Source organism: Ewingella sp. CoE-038-23 (assembly GCF_040419245.1).
Lineage (GTDB): Bacteria > Pseudomonadota > Gammaproteobacteria > Enterobacterales > Enterobacteriaceae > Ewingella > Ewingella allii.
The window spans coordinates 53,287-74,513 of sequence record NZ_JAZHOH010000004.1; the positions used below are offsets into that span (position 1 = coordinate 53,287).

The window sequence follows — 21,227 nt, forward strand, 5'->3', positions numbered from 1 at the left end:
ACAAGTCTAACTGAATCTTGCCGCCGCGGGTTTAGGATATGTTCAGGCTGTGATTTAGCCGACCAGATAGGTGGCGTTGGCGGTGGCGATGTGAACGCCGCTGTCGCTGTGCAAATCCACGCGTGCGACCGAGACTTTATTGCCCGCGCGAATCAGCTTGGCGCTGGCAGTAAACACCTCGCCACGCCCCGGACGCAGGTAGTCGACGCGCAGATCAATGGTGCCCATTTTCGACAGGCGCTGGCGCATTTCGTCTTCCAACAGCGGGTGGTCTGGCTTATCGCGGCGAATGAGTGAGCTGGTCACGCACACCAATCCGGCGGCCACGTCCAGCACCGAGGCAATCACGCCGCCGTGGAGGATTTTCTGCGCGGCGTTGCCGACTAAACGCGTCTGATTGGTGAAGGTCAGCTCGGCGCTGTCCCCGTCAAGATGTTTGAGTTCAAGGCCCAGCTCGCGGTTAAACGGCATATCGTAAACGAAAATTTCGCCAATGAGCTGGCGAGCAGCCTCGTGGCTAAGAGATGCGGACATGACAATTTCCTGAAGGGTGTCGCGGTGAATACCGGTTTGAATGTTAATAGATTGTAGATTTTAGGCCTTGGTATCATTGATTTCCATACGGTAAGTGCTAAATCTAATCAATCCTCAGCCATTGTAAGTTTTTGTGTAGAATAGCTTCGCCTTCTGGGGCCAGGATAGGAAGCCGCCAGCGGGCAGGCAAGAGATAACTCTATAAAATCAAAGCCGTTTACCGGCACCTACTTTTGAGTGGAGACATAATGCGTAAAAATTGGGCTGTTGGGGCAACCTTGATGGTAATGCCTGCGTTGGGCTATGCGGCAGAAGCGACAATTCAGGAAGTGCACGATAAACCTAGCGTTCGTGGCAGCGTTATCGCCAACTTACTGCAAGAGCACGATAACCCTTTTACGCTTTATCCTTACGACACCAACTATTTAGTTTACACCGACACCAGCAGCATCAATAAAGACGCCATTAAGTCTTATGACTGGGCAGACAATGCTCGCCATGATGAAGTTGAGTTCCAACTTAGCCTCGGTTTCCCGATTTGGCGCGGCATTGCCGGTGATAACTCCCTGCTCGGCGCGTCTTACACGCAAAAATCGTTCTGGCAGCTTTCTAACCGTGCGGAATCTTCCCCTTTCCGTGAAACCAACTATGAGCCGCAAATTTTTATCGCCTGGGCGACAGATTATCAGTTTATGGGCTGGACCCTGCGCGAAGCCGAGTATGGTGTAAATCATGACTCCAACGGCCGCTCAGACCCGACCTCGCGCAGCTGGAACCGCGTGTATGCGCGCTGGATGGCACAAAATGGTAACTGGCAGTTAGATCTCAAGCCTTGGTATCGCATTCCCGAAAGCGACAAAAACGATGACAACCCGGACATCACCAAATACATGGGTTACTACCGTCTGAAAGTGGGCTACGCGCTGGGCGAGAGCGTCATTAGCGTTGAGAGTCGTTACAACTGGAACACCGGCTACGGCGGCGCTGACGTGGGCGTAAGCTACCCGATCACCAAGCACATGCGCTTCTATACCAAAGTCTTCAGCGGCTACGGCGAGTCATTGATTGATTACAACTACAAGCAGACTCGCGTCGGTGTTGGTATTATGCTGAACGACATTATGTAATTTACCCGTCATACTTCAAGCTACAGGTTGCCCTAAGGCGACTCGCAGGATTTAGGGTAATGATAAGTGTACATTCTCGGTGTCTCTTTAGGCGCCGGGCGGTTTGAACAGTTGGGGAATTGAGTGTCTACGGCGGCAGTGATAAACAAAGAAGAGCTGGCACAGCAGGTATTACGCGATACCTTCGGTTATCAGCAATTCCGACCGGGTCAGCAGACCATCATCAATGCGGCTATCTCCGGACGAGACTGTCTGGTGGTGATGCCCACGGGTGGCGGTAAGTCACTGTGCTATCAAATTCCCGCGCTGGTGATGGACGGCCTGACGCTGGTGGTCTCTCCCCTCATCTCGCTGATGAAGGATCAGGTCGACCAACTGATGGCCGCCGGGGTTGAAGCCGGTTGCCTCAACTCGACGCAAACCCGCGAACAGCAGATGGACGTGATGGCCGGCTGCCGCACTGGCCGCATCAAAATGCTCTATATCGCCCCTGAGCGCCTGATGATGGGCGACTTTATGGAGCAGCTACAGCAGTGGAATCCGGCGATGCTCGCCGTGGACGAAGCGCACTGTATCTCCCAATGGGGCCACGATTTCCGCCCGGAATACCGCGCGCTGGGCCAGCTTAAGCTGCGTTATCCGCAGCTGCCGGTGATTGCGCTGACCGCCACCGCCGACGAAGCCACCCGCAGCGACATCGCTCGCCTGCTGGAACTCAACGACCCGCTGATTCAGGTTAGCAGCTTCGACCGTCCTAACATTCGCTATACTTTGGTGGAGAAGTTCAAGCCGCTGGACCAGCTGCTGCGCTTCGTGCAAGACCAGCGCGGCAAAAGTGGCATTATCTACTGCAATAGCCGGGCGAAAGTCGAAGACACCGCCGCACGTCTGCAAAGCCGTGGCTTGAGCGTCGGGGCCTATCACGCCGGTTTGGACAATGAAACCCGTGGCAATGTGCAGGAAGCCTTCCAGCGCGATGACTTGCAAATCGTGGTGGCGACCGTGGCGTTCGGCATGGGGATTAACAAACCCAACGTGCGTTTCGTGGTCCATTTCGACATTCCGCGCAATATCGAATCCTATTATCAAGAAACCGGCCGTGCTGGGCGTGATGGCCTGCCCGCAGAAGCCGTTTTACTGTATGACCCGGCCGACATGGCCTGGCTGCGTCGCTGTCTGGATGAAAAGCCAGCCGGGCCGCAGCAGGACGTCGAGCGCCACAAGCTCAATGCGATGAATGCCTTTGCCGAAGCTCAGACCTGTCGGCGCCTGGTGCTGCTCAACTACTTTGGCGAAGGCAAGCAGAACGCCTGCGGCAACTGCGATGTCTGCCTTGATCCGCCAAAACGCTATGACGGCTTGCTGGACGCGCAAAAGGCGCTCTCAGTGGTGGCGCGCGTCGGCCAACGCTTTGGCTTGGGCTATGTGGTTGAAGTGCTGCGCGGCGCAAATAACCAACGAATTCGCGAGTATGGGCACGACAAGCTGACGGTTTACGGCATCGGCAAAGAACAGAGCAACGAGCACTGGACCAGCGTGGTGCGCCAACTGATTCATCTCGGCATGATCATGCAGAACATCGCCATGCACTCTGCTTTGCAACTCACTGAGGCTGCGCGCCCGGTGCTGCGTGGTGAAGTGGCTCTGCAACTGGCGGTGCCGCGAATTCAGACGCTGAAAATCAAAAGCAGCAACAGCCAGAAAACCTATGGCGGAAATTACGACCGCAAGCTTTTCGCCAAATTGCGCAAGCTGCGTAAAACCCTGGCCGATGAAAATAACGTGCCGCCTTACGTGGTCTTCAATGACACCACCCTGCTGGAGATGGCCGAGCAGTTACCGGTCAGCCCAAGCGACCTGCTGGATATCACCGGCGTCGGCCAGCGCAAGCTCGAGAAGTTTGGCAGACCATTTATGGCGATGATTCGCGATCACATTGATAATGGCGACGAGTGATCGGGGCTCTTTCTTTATTTTTCCACACTGAGTACGAGCTATGTTAATTCTGTTTTTGACCGTGGCGATGGTGCATCTGATTGCGTTAATGAGCCCAGGCCCTGACTTTTTTTTCGTTTCCCAAACTGCCGCCAGCCGTTCTCGTAAAGAGGCGATGATGGGCGTGGTGGGGATTTCACTCGGCATCGTGGTGTGGGCCGGTGTTGCCTTGATGGGCCTGCATTTGATTTTGCAGAAAATGGCGTGGCTGCATGACGTCATCACCATCGGCGGCGGCATTTACCTGTGCTGGATGGGGTGGCAGCTGCTGAAATCTGCCCGCGCTAAGAAGCAGGCTGGCGTGGAAGCCGAGGCAGAAAAACCGGTGCAGCTTCCCGCGCGTGGCCGCACCTTTATGCGCGGTTTCCTGACCAATCTGTCTAACCCGAAAGCCGTGATTTACTTCGGCAGCGTGTTCTCGCTGTTTGTGGGTGATGACGTGGGAAGTGGCGAGCGCTGGGGGCTGTTTATCCTGATCATCGCCGAGACCTTTGCTTGGTTCTCCGTGGTGGCGATGGTGTTTGCAATGCCTGTGATGCGCCGTGGTTATCAGCGTTTAGCGAAGTGGATTGATGGCGTGGCGGGCGTGCTGTTCACCGGTTTCGGCATCCACCTGATTATTTCTCGATAAGATTTCATCTTGCCTGCGCGCAGCCAACTGACTGCGCGCATTTTGCCTAATGCTTTGTGCTAACTAGGCTTTTCTTGCACTCGCCAACAACACCGCGACTAAGATAAACAGCGAACCGAAGATACGGTTAAGCAATTTCATCTGTTTGGCGGACTTAATCCAGCCCGAGATATGGGTTGCGAGCATGGCGTAGCCGCTCATGACGATGATATCCACCACAATGGTTGTCACGCCCAGCACCATGTACTGACCCGCCTGTGGCGCTTCTGGCAGGATGAACTGCGGGAAGAGCGCGGCAAGAAACACGATGCTTTTCGGGTTGGTCAGATTCACAAATACAGCCCGTTTGAATAGCCGATTCGGCGACAGCGTTTTCGCCATGGCATTGAGGTCTACCGCGCCCGCCGCTCGCCATTGGCCGATACCCAGCCAGATCAGATAAGCCGCGCCGAACCACTTCAGCACTTCAAATGCCATGACCGACTGCGAAACCAGCGTGCCCAAGCCGACGCCAACCACCACAATATGGCAGGCCAAGCCGATTTGCTGGCCGGCAATCGAGAACACCGACCCACGATAGCCGTGACTAATACCGGTGCTCATGGTGTTTATCGCACCCGCGCCGGGGGAAAGACTGAGAATGATTGTGGTAAGAAGATAGGTTAACCACCAGTGCAACGTCATCGAGCGACTCCCTGAACAGACCATTGTATGGCACAATACGCTATTGTCTAAAAACGGACAATTAACTTAATTCACCTTCCTGTAACGGGGTTCTGGAACCATTTCATGGCATCGAATTTTGCAAAGTGGTTAACGCGAGAGAAGGAATTTTCTGCCTTTGCTACGGGTCCGTTGCTTGATTTCTGGCGCGAGCGCCAAGAAGGTGAATTTGCCGGCGTGGACGACGTGCCTATCCGCTATGTTCGCTTTAGCGCCATCGGTAATGACAACATCATTTTGGTGTCACCCGGCCGTATTGAAAGTTACGTAAAGTACCCCGAGCTGGCCTATGACCTGTTCCAGTGCGGCTTCGACGTGATTATTGTCGATCACCGTGGGCAGGGGCGCTCCGGGCGAATGCTGGATGACCGGCATCGCGGGCACGTGCAGCATTTCGATGATTATATTGAAGATTTTCACCAGCTTTACCAGCGTGAAATTGCTCCGCGCCACTACAGTAAAAAGTACATTTTGGCCCATTCGATGGGGGGCGCGATTGCCGCGCTGTTCCTCGCCAAGTATCCGCAAACCTTTGACGCCGCCGCGCTCTGTGCGCCGATGACCGGGATTTATCTGCCCATTCCGGGCTGGATATCGCGCCGCATCCTCCACTGGGCCGAGCGCCGACCGCTGCGCCGTGACGGCTATGCGATGGGCACCGGCCACTGGCGGCCGCTGCCGTTTGTGGTGAATCGCTTAACCCACAGCCGGGAACGTTATCGCCGTAATCTGCGTTTTTACGCCGACTACCCCGAGCTACAGGTGGGCGGGCCAACTTATCACTGGGTGAAGGAAGGTATCGAGGCGGGGATGCATATTCTGCAACAAGCCGAAAATATCACCACGCCCCTGCTATTATTACAGGCAAGCGAAGACCGGGTTGTGGATAACCGGTCGCATCTTGCTTTTTGTCAGGCAATGGCCGTGGCGGGGCACCCCTGTGAAGGGGATGGACCCTTGGTCATTGAAGGCGCGCGCCACGAGATCCTGTTTGAACGGGACGACCTGCGGGCAAAGGCGCTCGATGCCATTATGCGCTTTTATGCGCGGCATTAACTCGCGGCGGACTGCCGCGCACAACTCCATCTGAGGTTAGAATTTACCGTTATGTATCATGTTGTTGCTTCCGATTTAGATGGCACACTGCTGTCACCCGACCACACTCTAAGCCCGTATGCCAAAGAGACGCTGAAGATGTTGACCCAGCGCGGCGTGCACTTCGTCTTTGCCACTGGCCGTCACCATATCGACGTGGCGCAAATCCGCGACAACCTTGAGATCAGCGCCTACATGATCACCTCCAACGGTGCGCGGGTGCACAATACCGAAGGCGAGCTGATCTTCTCGCACAATCTGGACGAAGACATCGCCGGGGACCTGTTCGGCATCGTTCATGACAATCCAAATATCCTGACTAACGTGTATCGCAACGACGAGTGGTTTATGAACCACGATCGCGACGATCAGGACCAGTTCTTCCGCGAGTCGGTCTTCAAATACAAGCTCTATCAGCCTGGCCTGCTGGAAACTGACGGCATCTGCAAAGTCTATTTCACCTGCGACAGTCACGAAGAGTTGCTGCCGTTGGAAGAGGCGATCAATGCTCGCTGGGGCGACCGCGTGAACGTCAGCTTCTCGCTGCCGACCTGTCTGGAAGTGATGGCGGGAGGCGTCTCTAAGGGCCACGCGCTGGAGCAGGTTTCTAAGCTGATGGGGTATTCGCTGCAAGACTGTATCGCCTTTGGCGATGGCTTGAATGACTTGGAAATGCTGACCATGTCCGGCAAAGGCTGCCTGATGAGTGGTTCACTGCCGCGCCTGAAAGCCGCAATGCCGGATGCTGAAATCATTGGCTCCAACGCCGATGACGCCGTGCCGCACTATCTGCGCAAAATGTATCTGTCCGAACCAGCGTAAATTCGGCTCTACGAAAGCAAAAAAAAAGCGGGCAAGGTGAAAACCTTGCCCGCTTTTTAATGGCGTTTTACTGCTGTGGCTGAGTCTGCTGGTGTTCTAAATAACTCACCGCTTTGTCCGGGAAGTCAGTGAACAGGCCGTCTACATGGGCTTGCTGATAAAGGATCTTATACAGCGAGTCGACGTTTTTGGCGTACTTCGGCAGATCGTCGGCGCGAACGGTAAACGGATGCACCACCATGTTGCTGGCGTGCGCTTCCGCCGTCATTGGCGTCAGCTTCACGTTGTCCGGCGTGGAGTCGGTTTCCACCAGCATGTGGTAGTCAGGCCCGATACCGTCGGCGTACTCGGCAATCTTCTTCATGGCGCCCGGCTTGAACATCCAATCGTAGTTGTAGTTCACCCACTTGCCGTCTTTCTGCTCCTGCGTCTCATCCCACTTGGTGTAGGCAATCAGCTGAACCAGCTTCAGGTCCATCCCCATTTTCGGCTCAAGCTCATTCTTAATGCGTTTCAGCTCGTTCGGGTCGAAGCATTGCAGATAGACATTGCTGCTTTTGCTGGTGTAGCCGTACTGTTTGAGCACTTCCAGCACCTTGGCGGAGATGTCCTTGCCTTCCTGACGGTGGAACCACGGCGCTTTGATCTCGGTGTAAATCCCGACGTTTTTGCCGGTTGAATGGTTCAGACCCTGAACGAATTCAATCTCTTCCTGGAAGGTGTGGACGCGGAAATCAGACTTGCCCATCGGGAAACGCCCCGGATAGGTTTGCACCTGCTTACCGTCTTTAATATCAAAGCCTTCGGTGAATTTCAGCGATTTGATTTCCGCCAGCGTGAAGTCGATGGCGTAGTAGCGGCCATCTTTACGCGCACGGTTCGGGAAGCGCTGGGCGACATCAGTGACGCGATCCAAATAGTGGTCATGTAAGACGACCAGCTGGTCGTCTTTGGTCATCACCAAATCCTGCTCAAGGAAGTTAGCGCCCTGTGCGTAAGCCATGGCTTTCGCTGGCAGGGTATGTTCCGGCAGATAGCCGCTGGCACCGCGATGCGCGATAACAATCGGCTCGGCTGCGCTGGCGTAACAAGACGTGGCAATCAAACTCGCCAACAGGGTGCCTTTTACTATCTTAGTTAAACGGTTCATCCGTTATGCTCCTTTTGCTAGGTTTGCTTTGTGTTTGTTCTCGCTCAACATAGTCATAATCAACAGGATAACCGCCAGCACGCAGCCGCCAATCATCACGATAAAGCCGCCATCCCAGCCGAAGTAGTCAACGGTATAGCCAACGATGGCACTCGCCGCCACCGAACCCCCCAGATAACCAAACAGGCCGGTGAAGCCCGCCGCGGTACCCGCTGCTTTCTTCGGTGCCAGTTCCAGCGCGTGCAGGCCAATCAGCATTACCGGGCCGTAAATCAGGAAGCCGATGGTGATCATACAGACCATGTCGATGCCCGGATTGCCCACCGGGTTCAGCCAGTACACCACGGTGGCGATCGTCACCAGCACCATGAAGAACACGCCGGTGGCGCCACGGTTGCCTTTAAACACTTTGTCCGACATCCAGCCGCACAGCAGGGTGCCCGGAATCCCAGCATATTCGTAGAGGAAGTAAGCCCAGGAGGACTTATCCAGCGCGAAGTGCTTCACTTCCTTCAGATAGGTCGGTGACCAGTCGAGGATGCCGTAGCGCAGCAGGTAAACGAACACGTTGGCGAGGGCGATATACCACAGCAGCTTGTTCGGCAAGATGTACTGCATGAAGATCTGCTTGGTGGTCAGCTCTTCCTCGGACTTCTCTTTGTCGTAGTCCGGCGGGTAGTCGTTTTTGTACTCTTCAATCGGCGGCAGGCCGCAGGATTGCGGGGTGTCTCGCATGGTGATGAAGGCGAACACCGCCAGCGCGATAGCCGCGAAAGCTGGCATATACAGCGCGGCTTTCCAATCGTTAAACCACGCCATACCCAGCAGGAACAGCAGCGGAGGGATACCGCCACCGACGTTATGCGCGCAGTTCCACACCGACACAATCTGCCCGCGCTCTTTCTGCGACCACCAGTGAACCATGGTGCGCCCGCACGGCGGCCAGCCCATGCCCTGGAACCATCCGCAAAGGAACAGCAGGACAAACATAATGGCGATGCTGGAGGTCGCCCACGGCACGAAGCCCATGAACAGCATCACCGCCGCCGCCAGTATCAGGCCCGCTGGCAGGAAAACGCGAGGGTTGGAACGGTCAGAAACCGAACCCATGAGGAATTTCGAAATACCGTAGGCGATGGAGATGCCGGACAGGGCAAAGCCGAGGTCGCCACGGCTGAAACCTTGATCAATCAGGTAAGGCATCGCCAGCGCAAAGTTTTTGCGCACCAGATAGTAGGCGGCGTAGCCGAAGAAAATCCCCATGAAGATCTGCCAGCGCAGGCGGCGGTACAGGGGATCAACATGGTCGTCTGCCACGGGAGCCTTATGGGCTGCGGGCTTAAAGATACTGAGCATAAACGCCTCCAATGGCATAGATCAGAGCCACTCTCGTGAGCGACTGGCGATAAAACTGAACCTTTCATGTTCTATAACGAACGCCATGCTAGCGATATGCGCGTATGCGAACTGTGATAGATGACAGAATTGTTACAGTTTTATGAAACAGGAGGCGGATTTTGCGGGATTGATTAACAATTGGAAATACGTAATAGCCCATTTTACCGGACAGAGATCACATTTTTGGTTTTTATGTTGCGCAGAAAATCACCGTGGCGCGGTTTTATTCGTTTTTGCGCGAATAAGTCCATAAAGAGGGTAGTGTTTTAGTGTGAAGAGGGGTGACAGGAACTCGGGAGCTGGAAAGTAAAAAGCGGGGCAATAAGCCCCGCTCTGGCAATTCGCAATCTGACTTACTGCACTTTAAGCGTATTGATAATGGCTTCAGCGGCAGTTTGCGCCTGCTGTTGATTATCGGCTGGCAGTGAGATTTGAATCGTCAGCAGGTGGTTATCTACTTTGCCCAAAATGATGGAAGAGTAGGCTTGCTGACCTGCTGAAGAGATGATGCTGTCGTACTGCTGCAACGTCTGCCCGTTGACCTGAATCGACTTATTGGTCACCACTTGCAGGTTGGTATCACGCGCGCGCTGCTGGTCTTGCAGGCGGGTTGCCAGCACTTCCAGTGACTCAGTGGTGTTATCGCCAAGAATAACGATCACCGCTTTTTGGCCGGTTTTATCAGCGTAAACGTGCATATTGTTGGCCTGACTGCCGAGCTTGCCGCTCTGATCACTCATTCCCTGTGGCAAGGCGAAAGTCACTTTGCCGTCGAGCAGGCTTACTGGCACCGTGGTGCTGGCCGCCGCCGCAGGTGCGCCTTTATCGGCCGCCGCTTTGTCACTGGTATTTCCATCACATGCCGCCAGGCCGGCAATCAGCACCGCCATTCCTGCAAATTTCACTAAGTTACGCATAAGGCATCCTTTGATTTTAACGCGCCATAGATTCTTGATTTAACTGCATCTATGGCAACTCATCCAGTAAACAAATGCAAGTCAGATTTATCTTTCGTCCTTGAAGTTGTAGCCGCGTTAGCTGCACTCTTTCATCCGAATCACTGACTTAAGTCAGCTCATCGGAATTCTCTCGTTTGCTGCCTTGCTACAACGTCAATGACTTTAGCTAAAAACCTTGAGTCGCCTGCGATTAGTGTGAACTCAGTGGAAATCGCGCGTCATGGCCGCTCTGCGACAGGCGTTTGAGCAGCATATTGAGCAGCACGCCGTACATCGGCAAGAAGAACACCAGACAGATCAGCACTTTGAAGGCGTAATCCACCATGGCGATCTCCACCCAGTGGTCGGCCATAAATGCATTGCTGCTTTTGTAGAAGGCGATGAAGAAGAAAGACAGAGTGTCGCTGATGTTGCCCAAGAACATGGCGGCGGCGGGCGCAATCCACCAGCGGCGCATTTGGCGCAGGCGGTTGAAGACGTGCACGTCGAGGATCTGCCCCAGCACGTAGGCCATAAAGCTGGCGGTGGCGATACGGGCAACCATGATGTTGACGCTGCTCAGGGCTTCAAACCCTTGCCACTGTGCTTCAAAGAATAGGGCGGAAATCACATAGGAGATCACCAGCGCGGGCATCATGACCGACAAAATAATGCGTCGAGCCAGCGGCGCGCCAAAAATACGCACGGTCAGGTCGGTTGCCAGAAAGATGAACGGAAAAGTGAAAGCACCCCAGGTGGTGTGCAGGCCGAAAGCAGAAACCGGCAGCTGTACCAAATAGTTACTGGAAGTGATGATGGCGATATGGAATAAAGATAGCCATATCAACGCATTAAAGCGCTGTTGCTCAGTGAACGAATACATAGATTGTGGCCTTTTTATACCCTTCACCTGCTCGCTGACGCCTTTGGGCGACAACGCATGATGTCGAGTGTGGTTGATTGGGGTGAGGGAACCCAATGTTTATCGATTTAAGTGCGCGACTCTTTCTGTGAATTCACTCTTAGGGTGAACTAACAATCAAGCGCGCGGCGCGCATGTTAACTGTTTAGACGGGTAATGCAATGGTTAATTTTAGCGCAATCGTTGGCGCAGGTTGCTCCTGAAAATCTGCGGCGTATACTCGTCATCCTTCAAAGCGCGGCGATGTTAGCCGGGCCTACGACGTGAGACAGACCATGAATGATCCCTTTTTGAACCCTGACCACCAGTTAGATGCCTTAGGTTTGCGCTGCCCCGAGCCCGTGATGATGGTGCGTAAAACGGTGCGTGGCATGAAAGATGGCGAAACCCTGCTGGTGATTGCGGATGACCCCGCCACCACCCGCGACATTCCGGGTTTCTGCCGTTTTATGGAACATACGTTGCTAGCGGCCGACACTGAACAGCTGCCGTACCGCTATTTGCTGGCGAAAGGGCTTCTCCAGCCGGAGTAACTGCTTACTGTTTCTTCTTGCGCAGCAGGCGCAACGCGTTGGCGGTGACCAGCGCGGTTGCCCCTGAGTCAGCCAGCACCGCCAGCCACAGCCCGGTTAGCCCCATCAGCGTCGTCACCAGGAAAATCGCCTTCAGGCCCAGAGCAATAGTGATGTTCTGGCGGATATTGGCGCGGGTGGCGCGCGACAGCTTAATCATCTCCGCCAGACCGTTCAGGCGATTGTGGGTCAGTGCGGCATCTGCCGTTTCCAGCGCTACGTCCGTCCCACTGCCCATGGCAATCCCAATCCGCGCCGCCTTCATGGCCGGCGCGTCATTGATACCGTCACCCACCATCGCCGTTGGATGTTTAGCGTTCAGCGCGGTCACGGCCTCGACTTTATCCGCCGGCAGCAGCCCGGCGCGGTAATCAATGCCCAGCCGATCAGCAATGGTTTTGGCGGCGCGGGGGTTATCGCCGGTCAGCATGACGGCAGAAACTCCTAGCGCTTTCAGCTCGGCCAGCGCGCTCACGGCGTCGTCGCGCAGCTTGTCCTGCATGGCGATCAGGCCGATGGCCTTGCCATCTTGCAGCACGGCAACCACTGTTTTACCGGCAGATTCCCATTCGGCGATTTGGCTCAGGCGCTCCTCAGTGACATTTTCACTCGCCAGATGCTTCGGCGCTAATACCTGAATCTTCTTGCCGGACACCACCCCTTCGACGCCAGAACCCGCTAAGGCGCGGCGATCTTGCGCATTGAGTGGCAGAGGGTTTTCCCGAGCCGCGCGGTTGATGATGGCCAGCGCCAGAGGGTGATGCGAACCCGCTTCCACCGCCGCCGCCAGGCTCAGCATCTCGTTATCGCTCGCGCCATCGAACGTCTGAACGTCGGTGACTTCTGGCTTACCTTCGGTCAGGGTGCCGGTTTTATCCAGCGCCACGGTTTGAATTACGGCTAACTGCTCCAGCGCCGCGCCGCCTTTAATCAGCGCACCCTGTCGGGTGGCCGCCGCCAGCCCGGAGGTAATGGCCGCCGGAGTGGAGATCACCAGCGCGCACGGGCAACCAATCAATAGCAGCGTCAGGCCGCGATAAATCCAGGTTTCCCAAGGCAGGCCCATCGCCAGCGGCGGGATCAAAATCACCAGCAGCGACATCAGCATGATGGCTGGCGTGTAGTAACGGCTGAAGGTGTCGAGGAAGCGTTCGATGGGCGCGCGGCGCTCGTCGGCTTCTTCAATCAATTGCAGAATCCGGTCAATGGCGCTGGCTCCCGGCGCTGACGCCACGCTCAGCCTTGCAACGCGGTCCACGCACAGGCTACCGGCGGGGATCTTCTCGCCGGGCTGGCGTTCGACTGGGACGGACTCACCGGTCAGGGCGCTTTCATCAAAGCTGGCCGCGCTGTCGAGCAGCAGGGCGTCGGTTGGCAAACGCCCGCCGGCGGCGACTTCAATCACATCGCCGGGGCGCAGGTCGCTCACCGCCACGCTGACAGGTTTGCCTGCGACCACTTTCACCGCGCTATCGGGGATCAGCGCCATCAGCGACTTCACGCCGCTGCGCGCGCGATTTGCGGCGAACCCTTCCAGCCGCTCGCCAATCATAAACAGCAGCAGGACCATCGCGGCTTCCGCCGTCGCGCCGATAAACAGTGCGCCGAGCGCGGCGACGCTCATCAGGGTTTCAATGGTAAATGGCGAACCGGAGCGGGTAGAGCGAATCGCCTGACGCAGCACCGGCCACAGGCCGACCAGCGTGGTAGCGATAAAGGCAATTTCTCCCAGGCGCGGGCTGACTTTGCTCAGCACCCAGCTCACCGCCATCAGGGCGATTAACGCCAGCAGCGGTGCATACTCTTGCAGGAAAGAAGGGGTTTTCTCCGGCGCGACCTGTGCCGACGCAGACTGCGAATTCAGGGATTGCAGGGTGAAACCGGCACCCGTCACGGCTTGTTGGACCTGCGGGGAGATGTCTGTGGCGGCGTTCACCAGCAGTTTCTCGGTGGAGAACTGCACCTTAACGCTATTTACGCCGGTGATTTTACCCACCGCGGTTTCAATGGTGCGGGCGCAGGCGGGGCAGTCCATGCCGGACACTTTCCAGCTTAATTGCTGGCCAAGCTCGCTGGGATCGCTCTCTTCGTCGGCCGAACCACCGCCGTCGTCTTCTGTAGAAGTTGATGAGTGCTCACTGGGTTGTGTCGCACAACTGTCGGATGCGCAGCAAGCTGACGCCGCGAGCGGCGCTTTATCACTGCAACAGGTAGCCGGATGCGGCTCGCTGTGGGCCTTTTCACTGATTTTATTAATGCGCAGCATGGTTGGCTTGGCGCATTTGTCTGACGCGCAGCCGCAGCGGCTGGTGGCGTGTTTTTGTGGCTGTAACATACTGCCTCCTGTCGAAACAGAGTGGGATTGCCGACAGTCTAATCCTTGGAGTCAACTCCAAGGTCAAGGAAAAATAGCACAGGACGTTATGGGAGACGTGAAATGGCGGAGCCGGGCGGCTCCGCGCAGAAGATTAGAGGTAGAGCGAGCGAACAATCAGGAAGTGGCCGCCGAAATAGCAGGCTGCCACCAGCGCGGCTGCCGCTTTAAACTTGAAGCGATAGCGGCTCACCAGCCAGAACACGTTGCCAAGTAACAGCAGCAGGGTGCCGCACAGCAGGGAGAAAGCCAGATCGGTACTGCGCGCGAAATACTGCTCACCCGCCAGCCACACCATCAGCAGCGTCATGCCGATGTAAGTGGACACCGCCCAGCGCAGTTCCGCCAGCCGCGACCAGATCACCGCCAGCAGTACCGCGCCAATCACAATCAGCGCCAGCGGCAGCGGCCAGAAAAAGGTCAGCGTCATCTGGCTGGCAAAGCTCAGGGTATAGAGCAGATGCGACAGGAAGAAGGCGCCGATGGCGTAGAGGAATCGCTCCTCCGGCAGCAGCAACAGGCCGTCTGCCACCAGCGTCGCCGCCAGACCCAGTAAAATCAGATAGCTGTAAACATTCAGCTCCGGCGCTTGCCAGGCTAAAAGCAGCAGCAGTAATAAGGTGACGGGTTTGAACAGCCAGCGCTGCCAGCGCGGCCCACGGTAGCTGGCATCCACGTATAACCAGCCAGAGAAAAATACGGCAAGAAATGGCCAACTCATTGTTTATCCTTATTTAAAATAAAACCTAGGCAAACAGCTGCCTGTCAGGAAACCGTCCTGTGTTGATTTCAGTGTAGGAGACTGCGCGCCTCGCCGACAATCAGAATCCACCCTGCATTAGTGCAATTGCCCTGCATTTGCCGCTAAAGTGACGCAAAATAACTGTTCCCATCATCAGAGAAGAAACCTGAACCATGAGCAAACCGCCGATGATTTTCCTGCTGGTTTTGGTGGTGATTGCCTTTTTTGCCACCCGCCAATACCTGCACCAGCGCCGCGAAAATGCGGATAACGACGCGGCTCCGCTCAAAGAGATTGCCGTGGAAGTGTCGGCCAAGCGGGACTATCTCTCCCCCAATCGTCGCTCGCGCCAGCGGGAGGAGATTCCAGTGGAAGACCGCAACTATGAAGCTTACTTTAAGCCCCTGACCGGCGGCAGTGAGATAAAGTTAAAAATCGAAATGAAAGAGTACGACGGCTTGGCGAAGGGCCAGAAGGGCGTCTTGCAGGTAAAAGGCACAAGGTTTATCGCTTTTACCGCCGAGGATGGCACGCAAAGCGATAACCTGTTGAAATAATTACTTCTTCGGCGGCAGCGGCGGCTGCTTTTTCTGCCACGCCAGCAGCTCGAACACGCCAAACAGGAAGATGCGCAGCTGGAGCCAGCCACCAATCTTGTTCTGATCTTTACCCTGAGTGGCTTTGAGCAGCATGATTTGCAGGCCGTGCATGAAGAACATGAACACCATGGCGACGTCGAGGAAATACTTCATCGGTTTTGGAAACGGATGAATGATATTCATCAGCAAAAATGCCCAGATGCACAGCATCAACAAGCGACCCACGTTAATTAACATATTACTGCTCCTGTTCAGAATCTTCTTCGCCAGCGTTCGGCGCTATATCTCGATGGTACAAACGGTAAGCCACTTGCCCGGCGACTTTTTCACGATGCAGACGCCAGCCCGCAGGCACTGGGATTGCGCCGTGCTCGACTTCCGCTTCGACATAAATCCAGGCTTCGTCAGCCAGCCAGCCCTGCTGTTCCAGCAAAGTCAGCGTTTCTAGCAAAATGCCTTTGCGGAAAGGCGGGTCGATAAACACGATATCAAAGGGCGTGCCGTTCTTGGCCAGCCAACTTAGCGCGTTGGTGTTCATCACCGTGGCGTTTTTGGCATTGAGCACCGCCAGGTTTTTCTCCAACTGCTGAGCAACCGGGCGTTCGAACTCCAGCAGGGTGGCGCTGCCGGCATAGCGGGAGAGGGCTTCGATACCCAGCGCGCCGCTGCCCGCGAAGCAGTCCAGACAGCGTGCTCCCTGAATCATCGGCGCCAGCCAGTTAAATAAGGTTTCGCGCACGCGATCGGTGGTCGGGCGCAGGCCGGGGCTGTTCGGCACCGGCAATTTTCGTCCGCGCCACTGGCCGCCAATCAGTCGAATTTGACCTGCGGCGGCGGTATTAGGTTTTTTCGCCATATTTCACTTCAATATTACGCCGCCTGTGCAGCGCGCTGGTAAATCAGTTGCCGCTATTCTACTGGTGTGCCGCCGTTGGGGAAACATTTAACATTCCTGATTGAATACTCTCCGTAAATCAATACGCGGGTGTGTAGGGGGCGGGTGGAAAGTGATAGACTGCAAGGCATTATCCTATTAACAATCCGTTCGCCCTGAATTAACGGCGAGGAGTGAAGTTGTAAAATGGCAAAAGATAAAAAACGCGGTTTTTTCTCCTGGTTTGGGCGTGGCCGTCAGGAAGAAGAGCAGCAAAAAACCGAAGCGCAGGAACAAGAAGCTCACATTGAACAGCCAGAGCCGGTTGTTGAATCCCCTTCGTCAGACAGCTTGCCGCAAAAAGAACTTCTGCAAGATGACGCTCACCCTGTAGAAGCCCATCCGCAAGAGACTCAACAAGTCGAAGCTCCCGGGGTTCCGGTCGAGGATCGCCCCGGCGAGTGGGACACCACCACCAGCGCCGAAGCCGCGGTGGAAATCGAACCTATCTATGAACCCGTGCATGAACTTCCTGCCGAGCCGGTGCTTGATGAACTGTCTGCCGAAGAAGCAGTGGCTAAAGATTTAGCCGCTGAAGAGTTGGCAGAAGAGATTGTTGCCGTCACCGAGCAGGTTGCCGTCGAGCAGCATGAAGAACTGGTGGAAGACGAGTTCGTTGAATCCGCTGAGGAAATCGCCGCTGACCAGCATCAGGACGACCTCGACACCATCGACGATGCCATCATTGCCAAAGAGTTGGCGGAAGAAGAGCCGCTGCCTGTCGCGCTGGAACCTATCATCACCCTGCCAGCCAGCGAAACTGAGCAAGATCGCCCGACCAAAGAGGGCTTCTTCGCCCGCCTTAAGCGCAGTCTGGTTAAAACTAAGCAAAATCTTGGCTCAGGCTTTATCAGCCTGTTCCGCGGCAAGAAGATCGATGACGATCTGTTCGAGGAGCTGGAAGAGCAGCTGATCGTTGCCGACGTGGGCGTCGAAACCACCCGTAAAATCATCACTTCGCTGACCGAACACGCTAGCCGCAAGCAGTTGAAAGACGCGGACGCGCTGTACGGCAAGCTGAAGGAAGAAATGTCCGAAATTCTGGCCAAAGTCGATCAACCGCTGGATGTCAGTGGCAAAAGCCCGTATGTCATTCTGATGGTTGGCGTAAACGGCGTGGGTAAGACGACCACTATCGGTAAATTGGCGCGCCAGTTTGAAGCCGAAGGCAAATCGGTGATGCTGGCGGCGGGCGATACCTTCCGCGCGGCGGCAGTAGAACAGCTGCAAGTGTGGGGACAGCGCAACAAGATCCCGGTGATTGCCCAGCATACTGGTGCAGATTCCGCCTCGGTAATTTTCGACGCCATTCAGGCCGCCAAGGCCCGTGGCATCGACGTGTTGATCGCCGACACCGCCGGGCGTTTGCAGAATAAATCGCACCTGATGGAAGAGCTGAAGAAGATTGTCCGCGTCATGAAAAAACTGGACGAAGACGCCCCTCATGAGGTTATGCTGACGCTCGATGCCAGCACCGGCCAGAATGCGGTAAGTCAGGCAAAATTATTCAATGAAGCCGTGGGTCTGACCGGTATTACTTTGACTAAACTGGACGGTACTGCCAAAGGTGGGGTTATCTTCGCCATCGCCGACCAGTTTGAAATTCCTATCCGTTACATCGGGGTAGGTGAAGGCATCGAAGATTTACGGCCATTTAAGGCTGACGATTTTATTGAGGCACTTTTTGCCCGAGAGGATTAATACGGATGATTCGCTTTGAACAGGTCAGTAAAGCTTATCTAGGCGGGCGACAGGCGCTGCAAGGCGTCGATTTTCACATCCAGCAAGCTGAGATGGCTTTCCTGACAGGTCATTCCGGCGCGGGTAAAAGTACCCTGCTGAAATTGATATGTGGGATTGAACGCCCAAGTGCCGGACACATTTTGTTTGGCGGTCACGACATCAGCCGCCTGAAAGCCAGCGAAGTGCCGTTTTTGCGCCGCCAGATTGGCATGATTTTCCAGGACCACCACCTGCTGATGGACCGCACGGTGTATGACAACGTGGCGATGCCGCTGATCATCGCCGGGGCCAGCAGTGAAGATATTCGCCGCCGCGTCTCCGCCGCTCTGGACAAAGTGGGGCTGCTCGACAAAGCGAAGAGCTTCCCGATTCAACTCTCCGGTGGTGAACAGCAGCGTGTCGGCATCGCTCGCGCCGTGGTGAATAAACCTGCGGTATTACTGGCGGATGAACCGACCGGTAACCTTGATGATGCGCTTTCGGAAGGCATTTTGCGTTTGTTTGAAGAATTCAACCGTGTAGGCGTGACCGTTTTAATGGCAACTCATGATATGGCACTGATTGCCCGTCGTAACTACCGTACACTGACCCTGAGTCAGGGGCGTATGGCGGGAGGCTCGCATTATGGCCAATAGCCCTAAGCCGACCAAAACAGCCAAAAGCGCGCGCGTCGCGAAAAGCAAAGCCCTACAGGGCGGCTGGCGTGAGCAGTGGCGCTACGCGTGGATGAACGCCTTGGCCGACATGATGCGTCAGCCTCTGGCGACCTTGCTGACTATCATGGTTATCGCAATTTCCCTGACTCTGCCGAGCGTCTGTTATTTGGTGTGGAAAAACGTCAGTACCGCCGCCGAGCAGTGGTATCCGACACCACAGCTGACGGTTTACCTAGACAAAGCGCTGGATGACAACGCGGCCGAAAATGTCATTAAGGCATTGAAAGCCGAGGCGGGTGTCGACAAGGTCAACTACTTGTCACGCGACGAAGCCATGGGCGAGTTCCGCAACTGGTCTGGCTTTGGCGGCGCGATGGACATGCTGGAGCAGAATCCACTGCCCGCCGTGGCGATCATTACGCCGAAGATGAATTTCCAGGACTCCAACACGCTCAATACCTTACGCGACCGCGTGGCGGCCGTGCAGGGGGTCGATGAAGTGCGAATGGATGACAGCTGGTTCGCAAGGCTGGCGGCGCTCACTGGCCTCGTCGGGCAGGTGGCGGCGATGATTGGCGTGCTGATGATTGTCGCGGTGTTCTTGGTTATCGGTAACAGCGTGCGGTTAAGCATCTTTAGCCGCCGCGACACCATTAACGTGATGAAGCTCATCGGCGCGACCGACGGCTTTATCCTGCGGCCTTTCCTTAACGGCGGCGCGATGCTTGGTTTCTGTGGTGCCTTGCTGTCACTGATCCTTTCCGAAGCCTTAGTCTTGCGCTTAGAAAGCGTGGTGACGCAGGTGGCGAAAGTGTTCGGCACCACCTTTGACCTGCACGGTCTCGCGTGGGATGAAAGCCTGCTATTACTGCTGATTTCCGCGATGATTGGCTGGATCGCAGCCTGGCTGGCAACCGTACAACATTTACGGCGATTTACACCACAATAGCGATTTTTTGGTATACTCTTCTCCTGCTGCAAAGGATCCTGTGCAGGGGAAGAGCTGATTTAGCGTTCCAACATCTTGTCTTACATCTCTTCCTCCCTGAAAGCACGAATTCCCTATCCGGTAGCCAGTTCGTCACATAAAGTCGCTAAGCTGCAATTGCGCAGATTAGGAACTTTACGTGCAATTCGCGGTCTTAGAGTGTGGTAAAAATTTACCTGCTGGCGGTGAATGGGCGCACTGACTCTCACCAGACATGCAGCAAAGATGAGTGAGAAAAGCAGTATTCAGAAAAGCAGTAAATATGAAGGGCTCTGCGTTGTTTTTGTTAGTACGCCGTTAGGGCAATGCGGTATTCACTCCGCAGCAACGCAGTATAAAACCTGCATAACGTCATACATGAGAGGCTTTGAATGACAAAAGAAATGCAAACTTTAGCATTAGTTCCCCAAGGTAGTCTGGAAGCCTATATTCGGGCCGCCAATACTTATCCTATGCTCACCGCAGAGGAAGAACGGGCGCTGGCTGAACGGCTGCATTACGATGGTGATCTGGAAGCAGCGAAACATCTGATCCTGTCTCACCTGCGCTTTGTTGCTCACATCGCCCGCAACTATTCAGGCTACGGTCTGCCACAGGCTGACCTTATCCAAGAAGGTAATATCGGCCTGATGAAAGCGGTTCGCCGCTTTAACCCAGAAGTGGGCGTGCGTCTGGTCTCCTTCGCGGTGCACTGGATCAAAGCAGAGATTCACGAATACGTGCTGCGTAACTGGCGTATCGTGAAAGTCGCTACCACTAAGGCGCAGCGCAAGTTGTTCTTCAACCTGCGTAAAAACAAACAGCGTCTGGGCTGGTTCAGCCATGACGAAGTGGAGCACGTTGCTCGCGAGCTGGGTGTCACCAGCAAAGACGTTCTGGAAATGGAATCTCGCATGGCCGCACAGGACATGACGTTTGACCCGACTCCGGACGATGAACCACGCGACGGTGCCGCGATGGCGCCGATGCTTTATCTGCAAGATAAGAGTTCAGACTTTGCAGAAAGTATCGAGGAAGATAACTGGGATCGCGACGCGACCGACAAACTGAGCTATGCAATGGAAGGTTTGGACGAGCGTAGCCAGGACATCATCCGCGCCCGCTGGTTAGATGACGACAACAAAACCACTTTGCAGGAGCTGGCCGACAAGTACGGCGTTTCCGCAGAGCGTGTTCGTCAGCTTGAGAAGAACGCGATGAAGAAACTGCGTTTGGCGATTGAAGCCTAAGCAGCTCTTCAGCCGCTGTACTTCAGCAAATAAAGAAAAAGCGACCTGCGGGTCG

Annotated in this window: 21 protein-coding genes; 11 read left to right on the forward strand and 10 right to left on the reverse strand. The window is 55.3% G+C overall.

Annotated elements, in window-relative coordinates:
- Positions 1-54 precede the first annotated feature (54 nt).
- Positions 55-534, reverse strand: a complete 480-nt coding sequence (locus tag V2154_RS24430) for a thioesterase family protein (protein ID WP_100935225.1) — start codon at positions 532-534, stop codon at positions 55-57.
- A gap of 248 nt (positions 535-782) precedes the next feature.
- Between V2154_RS24430 and pldA the strand changes: the two genes are divergently transcribed.
- From pldA to rhtC, 3 genes are all read left to right on the forward strand, one after another.
- On the forward strand, positions 783-1,661 hold the full coding sequence (gene pldA, locus V2154_RS24435; protein WP_034794811.1) for a phospholipase A: 879 nt from the start codon (positions 783-785) through the stop codon (positions 1,659-1,661).
- Between the two features lie 123 nt (positions 1,662-1,784).
- On the forward strand, positions 1,785-3,617 hold the full coding sequence (gene recQ / locus V2154_RS24440) for an ATP-dependent DNA helicase RecQ (protein WP_353504387.1): 1,833 nt from the start codon (positions 1,785-1,787) through the stop codon (positions 3,615-3,617).
- A 40-nt stretch (positions 3,618-3,657) separates the two neighbouring features.
- Positions 3,658-4,287 carry a threonine export protein RhtC gene (gene rhtC / locus V2154_RS24445; RefSeq protein WP_034794816.1) on the forward strand — a complete coding sequence of 210 codons (630 nt, stop codon included), beginning with the start codon at positions 3,658-3,660 and terminating at the stop codon, positions 4,285-4,287.
- A gap of 63 nt (positions 4,288-4,350) precedes the next feature.
- Here rhtC and rhtB read toward each other — a convergent pair whose 3' ends face one another.
- Positions 4,351-4,971 carry a homoserine/homoserine lactone efflux protein gene (gene rhtB / locus V2154_RS24450; RefSeq protein WP_034794819.1) on the reverse strand — a complete coding sequence of 207 codons (621 nt, stop codon included), beginning with the start codon at positions 4,969-4,971 and terminating at the stop codon, positions 4,351-4,353.
- Positions 4,972-5,076: 105 nt separating this feature from the next.
- Here rhtB and pldB point away from each other — a divergent pair, with 105 nt between their 5' ends.
- Together pldB and yigL are read left to right on the forward strand one after the other, a co-directional pair.
- Positions 5,077-6,066: a lysophospholipase L2 gene (pldB, locus tag V2154_RS24455; RefSeq protein WP_353504388.1), complete on the forward strand. Its 990-nt coding sequence runs from the start codon at positions 5,077-5,079 to the stop codon at positions 6,064-6,066.
- A 51-nt stretch (positions 6,067-6,117) separates the two neighbouring features.
- Positions 6,118-6,927, forward strand: coding sequence for a sugar/pyridoxal phosphate phosphatase YigL (gene yigL / locus V2154_RS24460; RefSeq protein WP_034794824.1), 810 nt, complete (start codon positions 6,118-6,120; stop codon positions 6,925-6,927).
- A 67-nt stretch (positions 6,928-6,994) separates the two neighbouring features.
- Here the strand turns inward: yigL and glpQ are convergent, their stop codons facing one another.
- From glpQ to V2154_RS24480, 4 genes are all read right to left on the reverse strand, one after another.
- Positions 6,995-8,077 (reverse strand): glycerophosphodiester phosphodiesterase, encoded by a 1,083-nt coding sequence (gene glpQ, locus V2154_RS24465; protein ID WP_034794827.1) that lies wholly within the window; start codon positions 8,075-8,077, stop codon positions 6,995-6,997.
- Between the two features lie 3 nt (positions 8,078-8,080).
- A complete protein-coding gene (gene glpT / locus V2154_RS24470; protein ID WP_353504389.1) occupies positions 8,081-9,433 on the reverse strand; it encodes a glycerol-3-phosphate transporter in 1,353 nt (450 codons plus the stop codon).
- Positions 9,434-9,828: 395 nt separating this feature from the next.
- Positions 9,829-10,392 carry a DcrB family lipoprotein gene (locus V2154_RS24475; RefSeq protein ID WP_353504390.1) on the reverse strand — a complete coding sequence of 188 codons (564 nt, stop codon included), beginning with the start codon at positions 10,390-10,392 and terminating at the stop codon, positions 9,829-9,831.
- 232 nt (positions 10,393-10,624) lie between these two features.
- Complete coding sequence (locus V2154_RS24480; RefSeq protein ID WP_034794831.1) at positions 10,625-11,296, reverse strand: 7-cyano-7-deazaguanine/7-aminomethyl-7-deazaguanine transporter; 672 nt, start codon at positions 11,294-11,296, stop codon at positions 10,625-10,627.
- 314 nt (positions 11,297-11,610) lie between these two features.
- Between V2154_RS24480 and tusA the strand changes: the two genes are divergently transcribed.
- Positions 11,611-11,868: a sulfurtransferase TusA gene (gene tusA / locus V2154_RS24485; RefSeq protein WP_100935231.1), complete on the forward strand. Its 258-nt coding sequence runs from the start codon at positions 11,611-11,613 to the stop codon at positions 11,866-11,868.
- Positions 11,869-11,872: 4 nt separating this feature from the next.
- On the opposite strand, the gene V2154_RS24490 is transcribed toward tusA, so the two are convergent.
- On the reverse strand, positions 11,873-14,242 hold the full coding sequence (locus V2154_RS24490) for a zinc/cadmium/mercury/lead-transporting ATPase (RefSeq protein ID WP_353504391.1): 2,370 nt from the start codon (positions 14,240-14,242) through the stop codon (positions 11,873-11,875).
- 133 nt (positions 14,243-14,375) lie between these two features.
- Positions 14,376-15,002 carry a lysoplasmalogenase gene (locus tag V2154_RS24495; protein WP_353504392.1) on the reverse strand — a complete coding sequence of 209 codons (627 nt, stop codon included), beginning with the start codon at positions 15,000-15,002 and terminating at the stop codon, positions 14,376-14,378.
- Positions 15,003-15,196: 194 nt separating this feature from the next.
- On the opposite strand from V2154_RS24495, the gene V2154_RS24500 reads away from it, so the two are divergent.
- Entirely contained in the window at positions 15,197-15,580 is a 384-nt protein-coding gene (locus tag V2154_RS24500; protein WP_353504393.1) for a DUF2500 domain-containing protein, read from the forward strand.
- Here the strand turns inward: V2154_RS24500 and V2154_RS24505 are convergent, their stop codons facing one another.
- Positions 15,581-15,859, reverse strand: coding sequence for a DUF1145 family protein (locus tag V2154_RS24505; protein WP_034794836.1), 279 nt, complete (start codon positions 15,857-15,859; stop codon positions 15,581-15,583).
- A 1-nt stretch (position 15,860) separates the two neighbouring features.
- The gene (gene rsmD, locus V2154_RS24510; RefSeq protein ID WP_353504394.1) at positions 15,861-16,478 is read right to left on the reverse strand and encodes a 16S rRNA (guanine(966)-N(2))-methyltransferase; all 618 of its coding nucleotides are present in this window, start codon (positions 16,476-16,478) and stop codon (positions 15,861-15,863) included.
- A gap of 225 nt (positions 16,479-16,703) precedes the next feature.
- Between rsmD and ftsY the strand changes: the two genes are divergently transcribed.
- The 4 genes from ftsY to rpoH all read left to right on the forward strand — a co-directional run bounded on the left by ftsY (position 16,704) and on the right by rpoH (position 21,172).
- Complete coding sequence (gene ftsY, locus V2154_RS24515; RefSeq protein WP_353504395.1) at positions 16,704-18,257, forward strand: signal recognition particle-docking protein FtsY; 1,554 nt, start codon at positions 16,704-16,706, stop codon at positions 18,255-18,257.
- A 5-nt stretch (positions 18,258-18,262) separates the two neighbouring features.
- A complete protein-coding gene (ftsE, locus tag V2154_RS24520; protein WP_353504396.1) occupies positions 18,263-18,934 on the forward strand; it encodes a cell division ATP-binding protein FtsE in 672 nt (223 codons plus the stop codon).
- Complete coding sequence (ftsX, locus tag V2154_RS24525) at positions 18,924-19,904, forward strand: permease-like cell division protein FtsX (protein ID WP_353504397.1); 981 nt, start codon at positions 18,924-18,926, stop codon at positions 19,902-19,904. Before ftsE ends, ftsX begins: the two co-directional genes overlap by 11 nt.
- 410 nt (positions 19,905-20,314) lie before the next feature.
- On the forward strand, positions 20,315-21,172 hold the full coding sequence (gene rpoH / locus V2154_RS24530) for an RNA polymerase sigma factor RpoH (protein WP_353504398.1): 858 nt from the start codon (positions 20,315-20,317) through the stop codon (positions 21,170-21,172).
- Positions 21,173-21,227 lie beyond the last annotated feature (55 nt).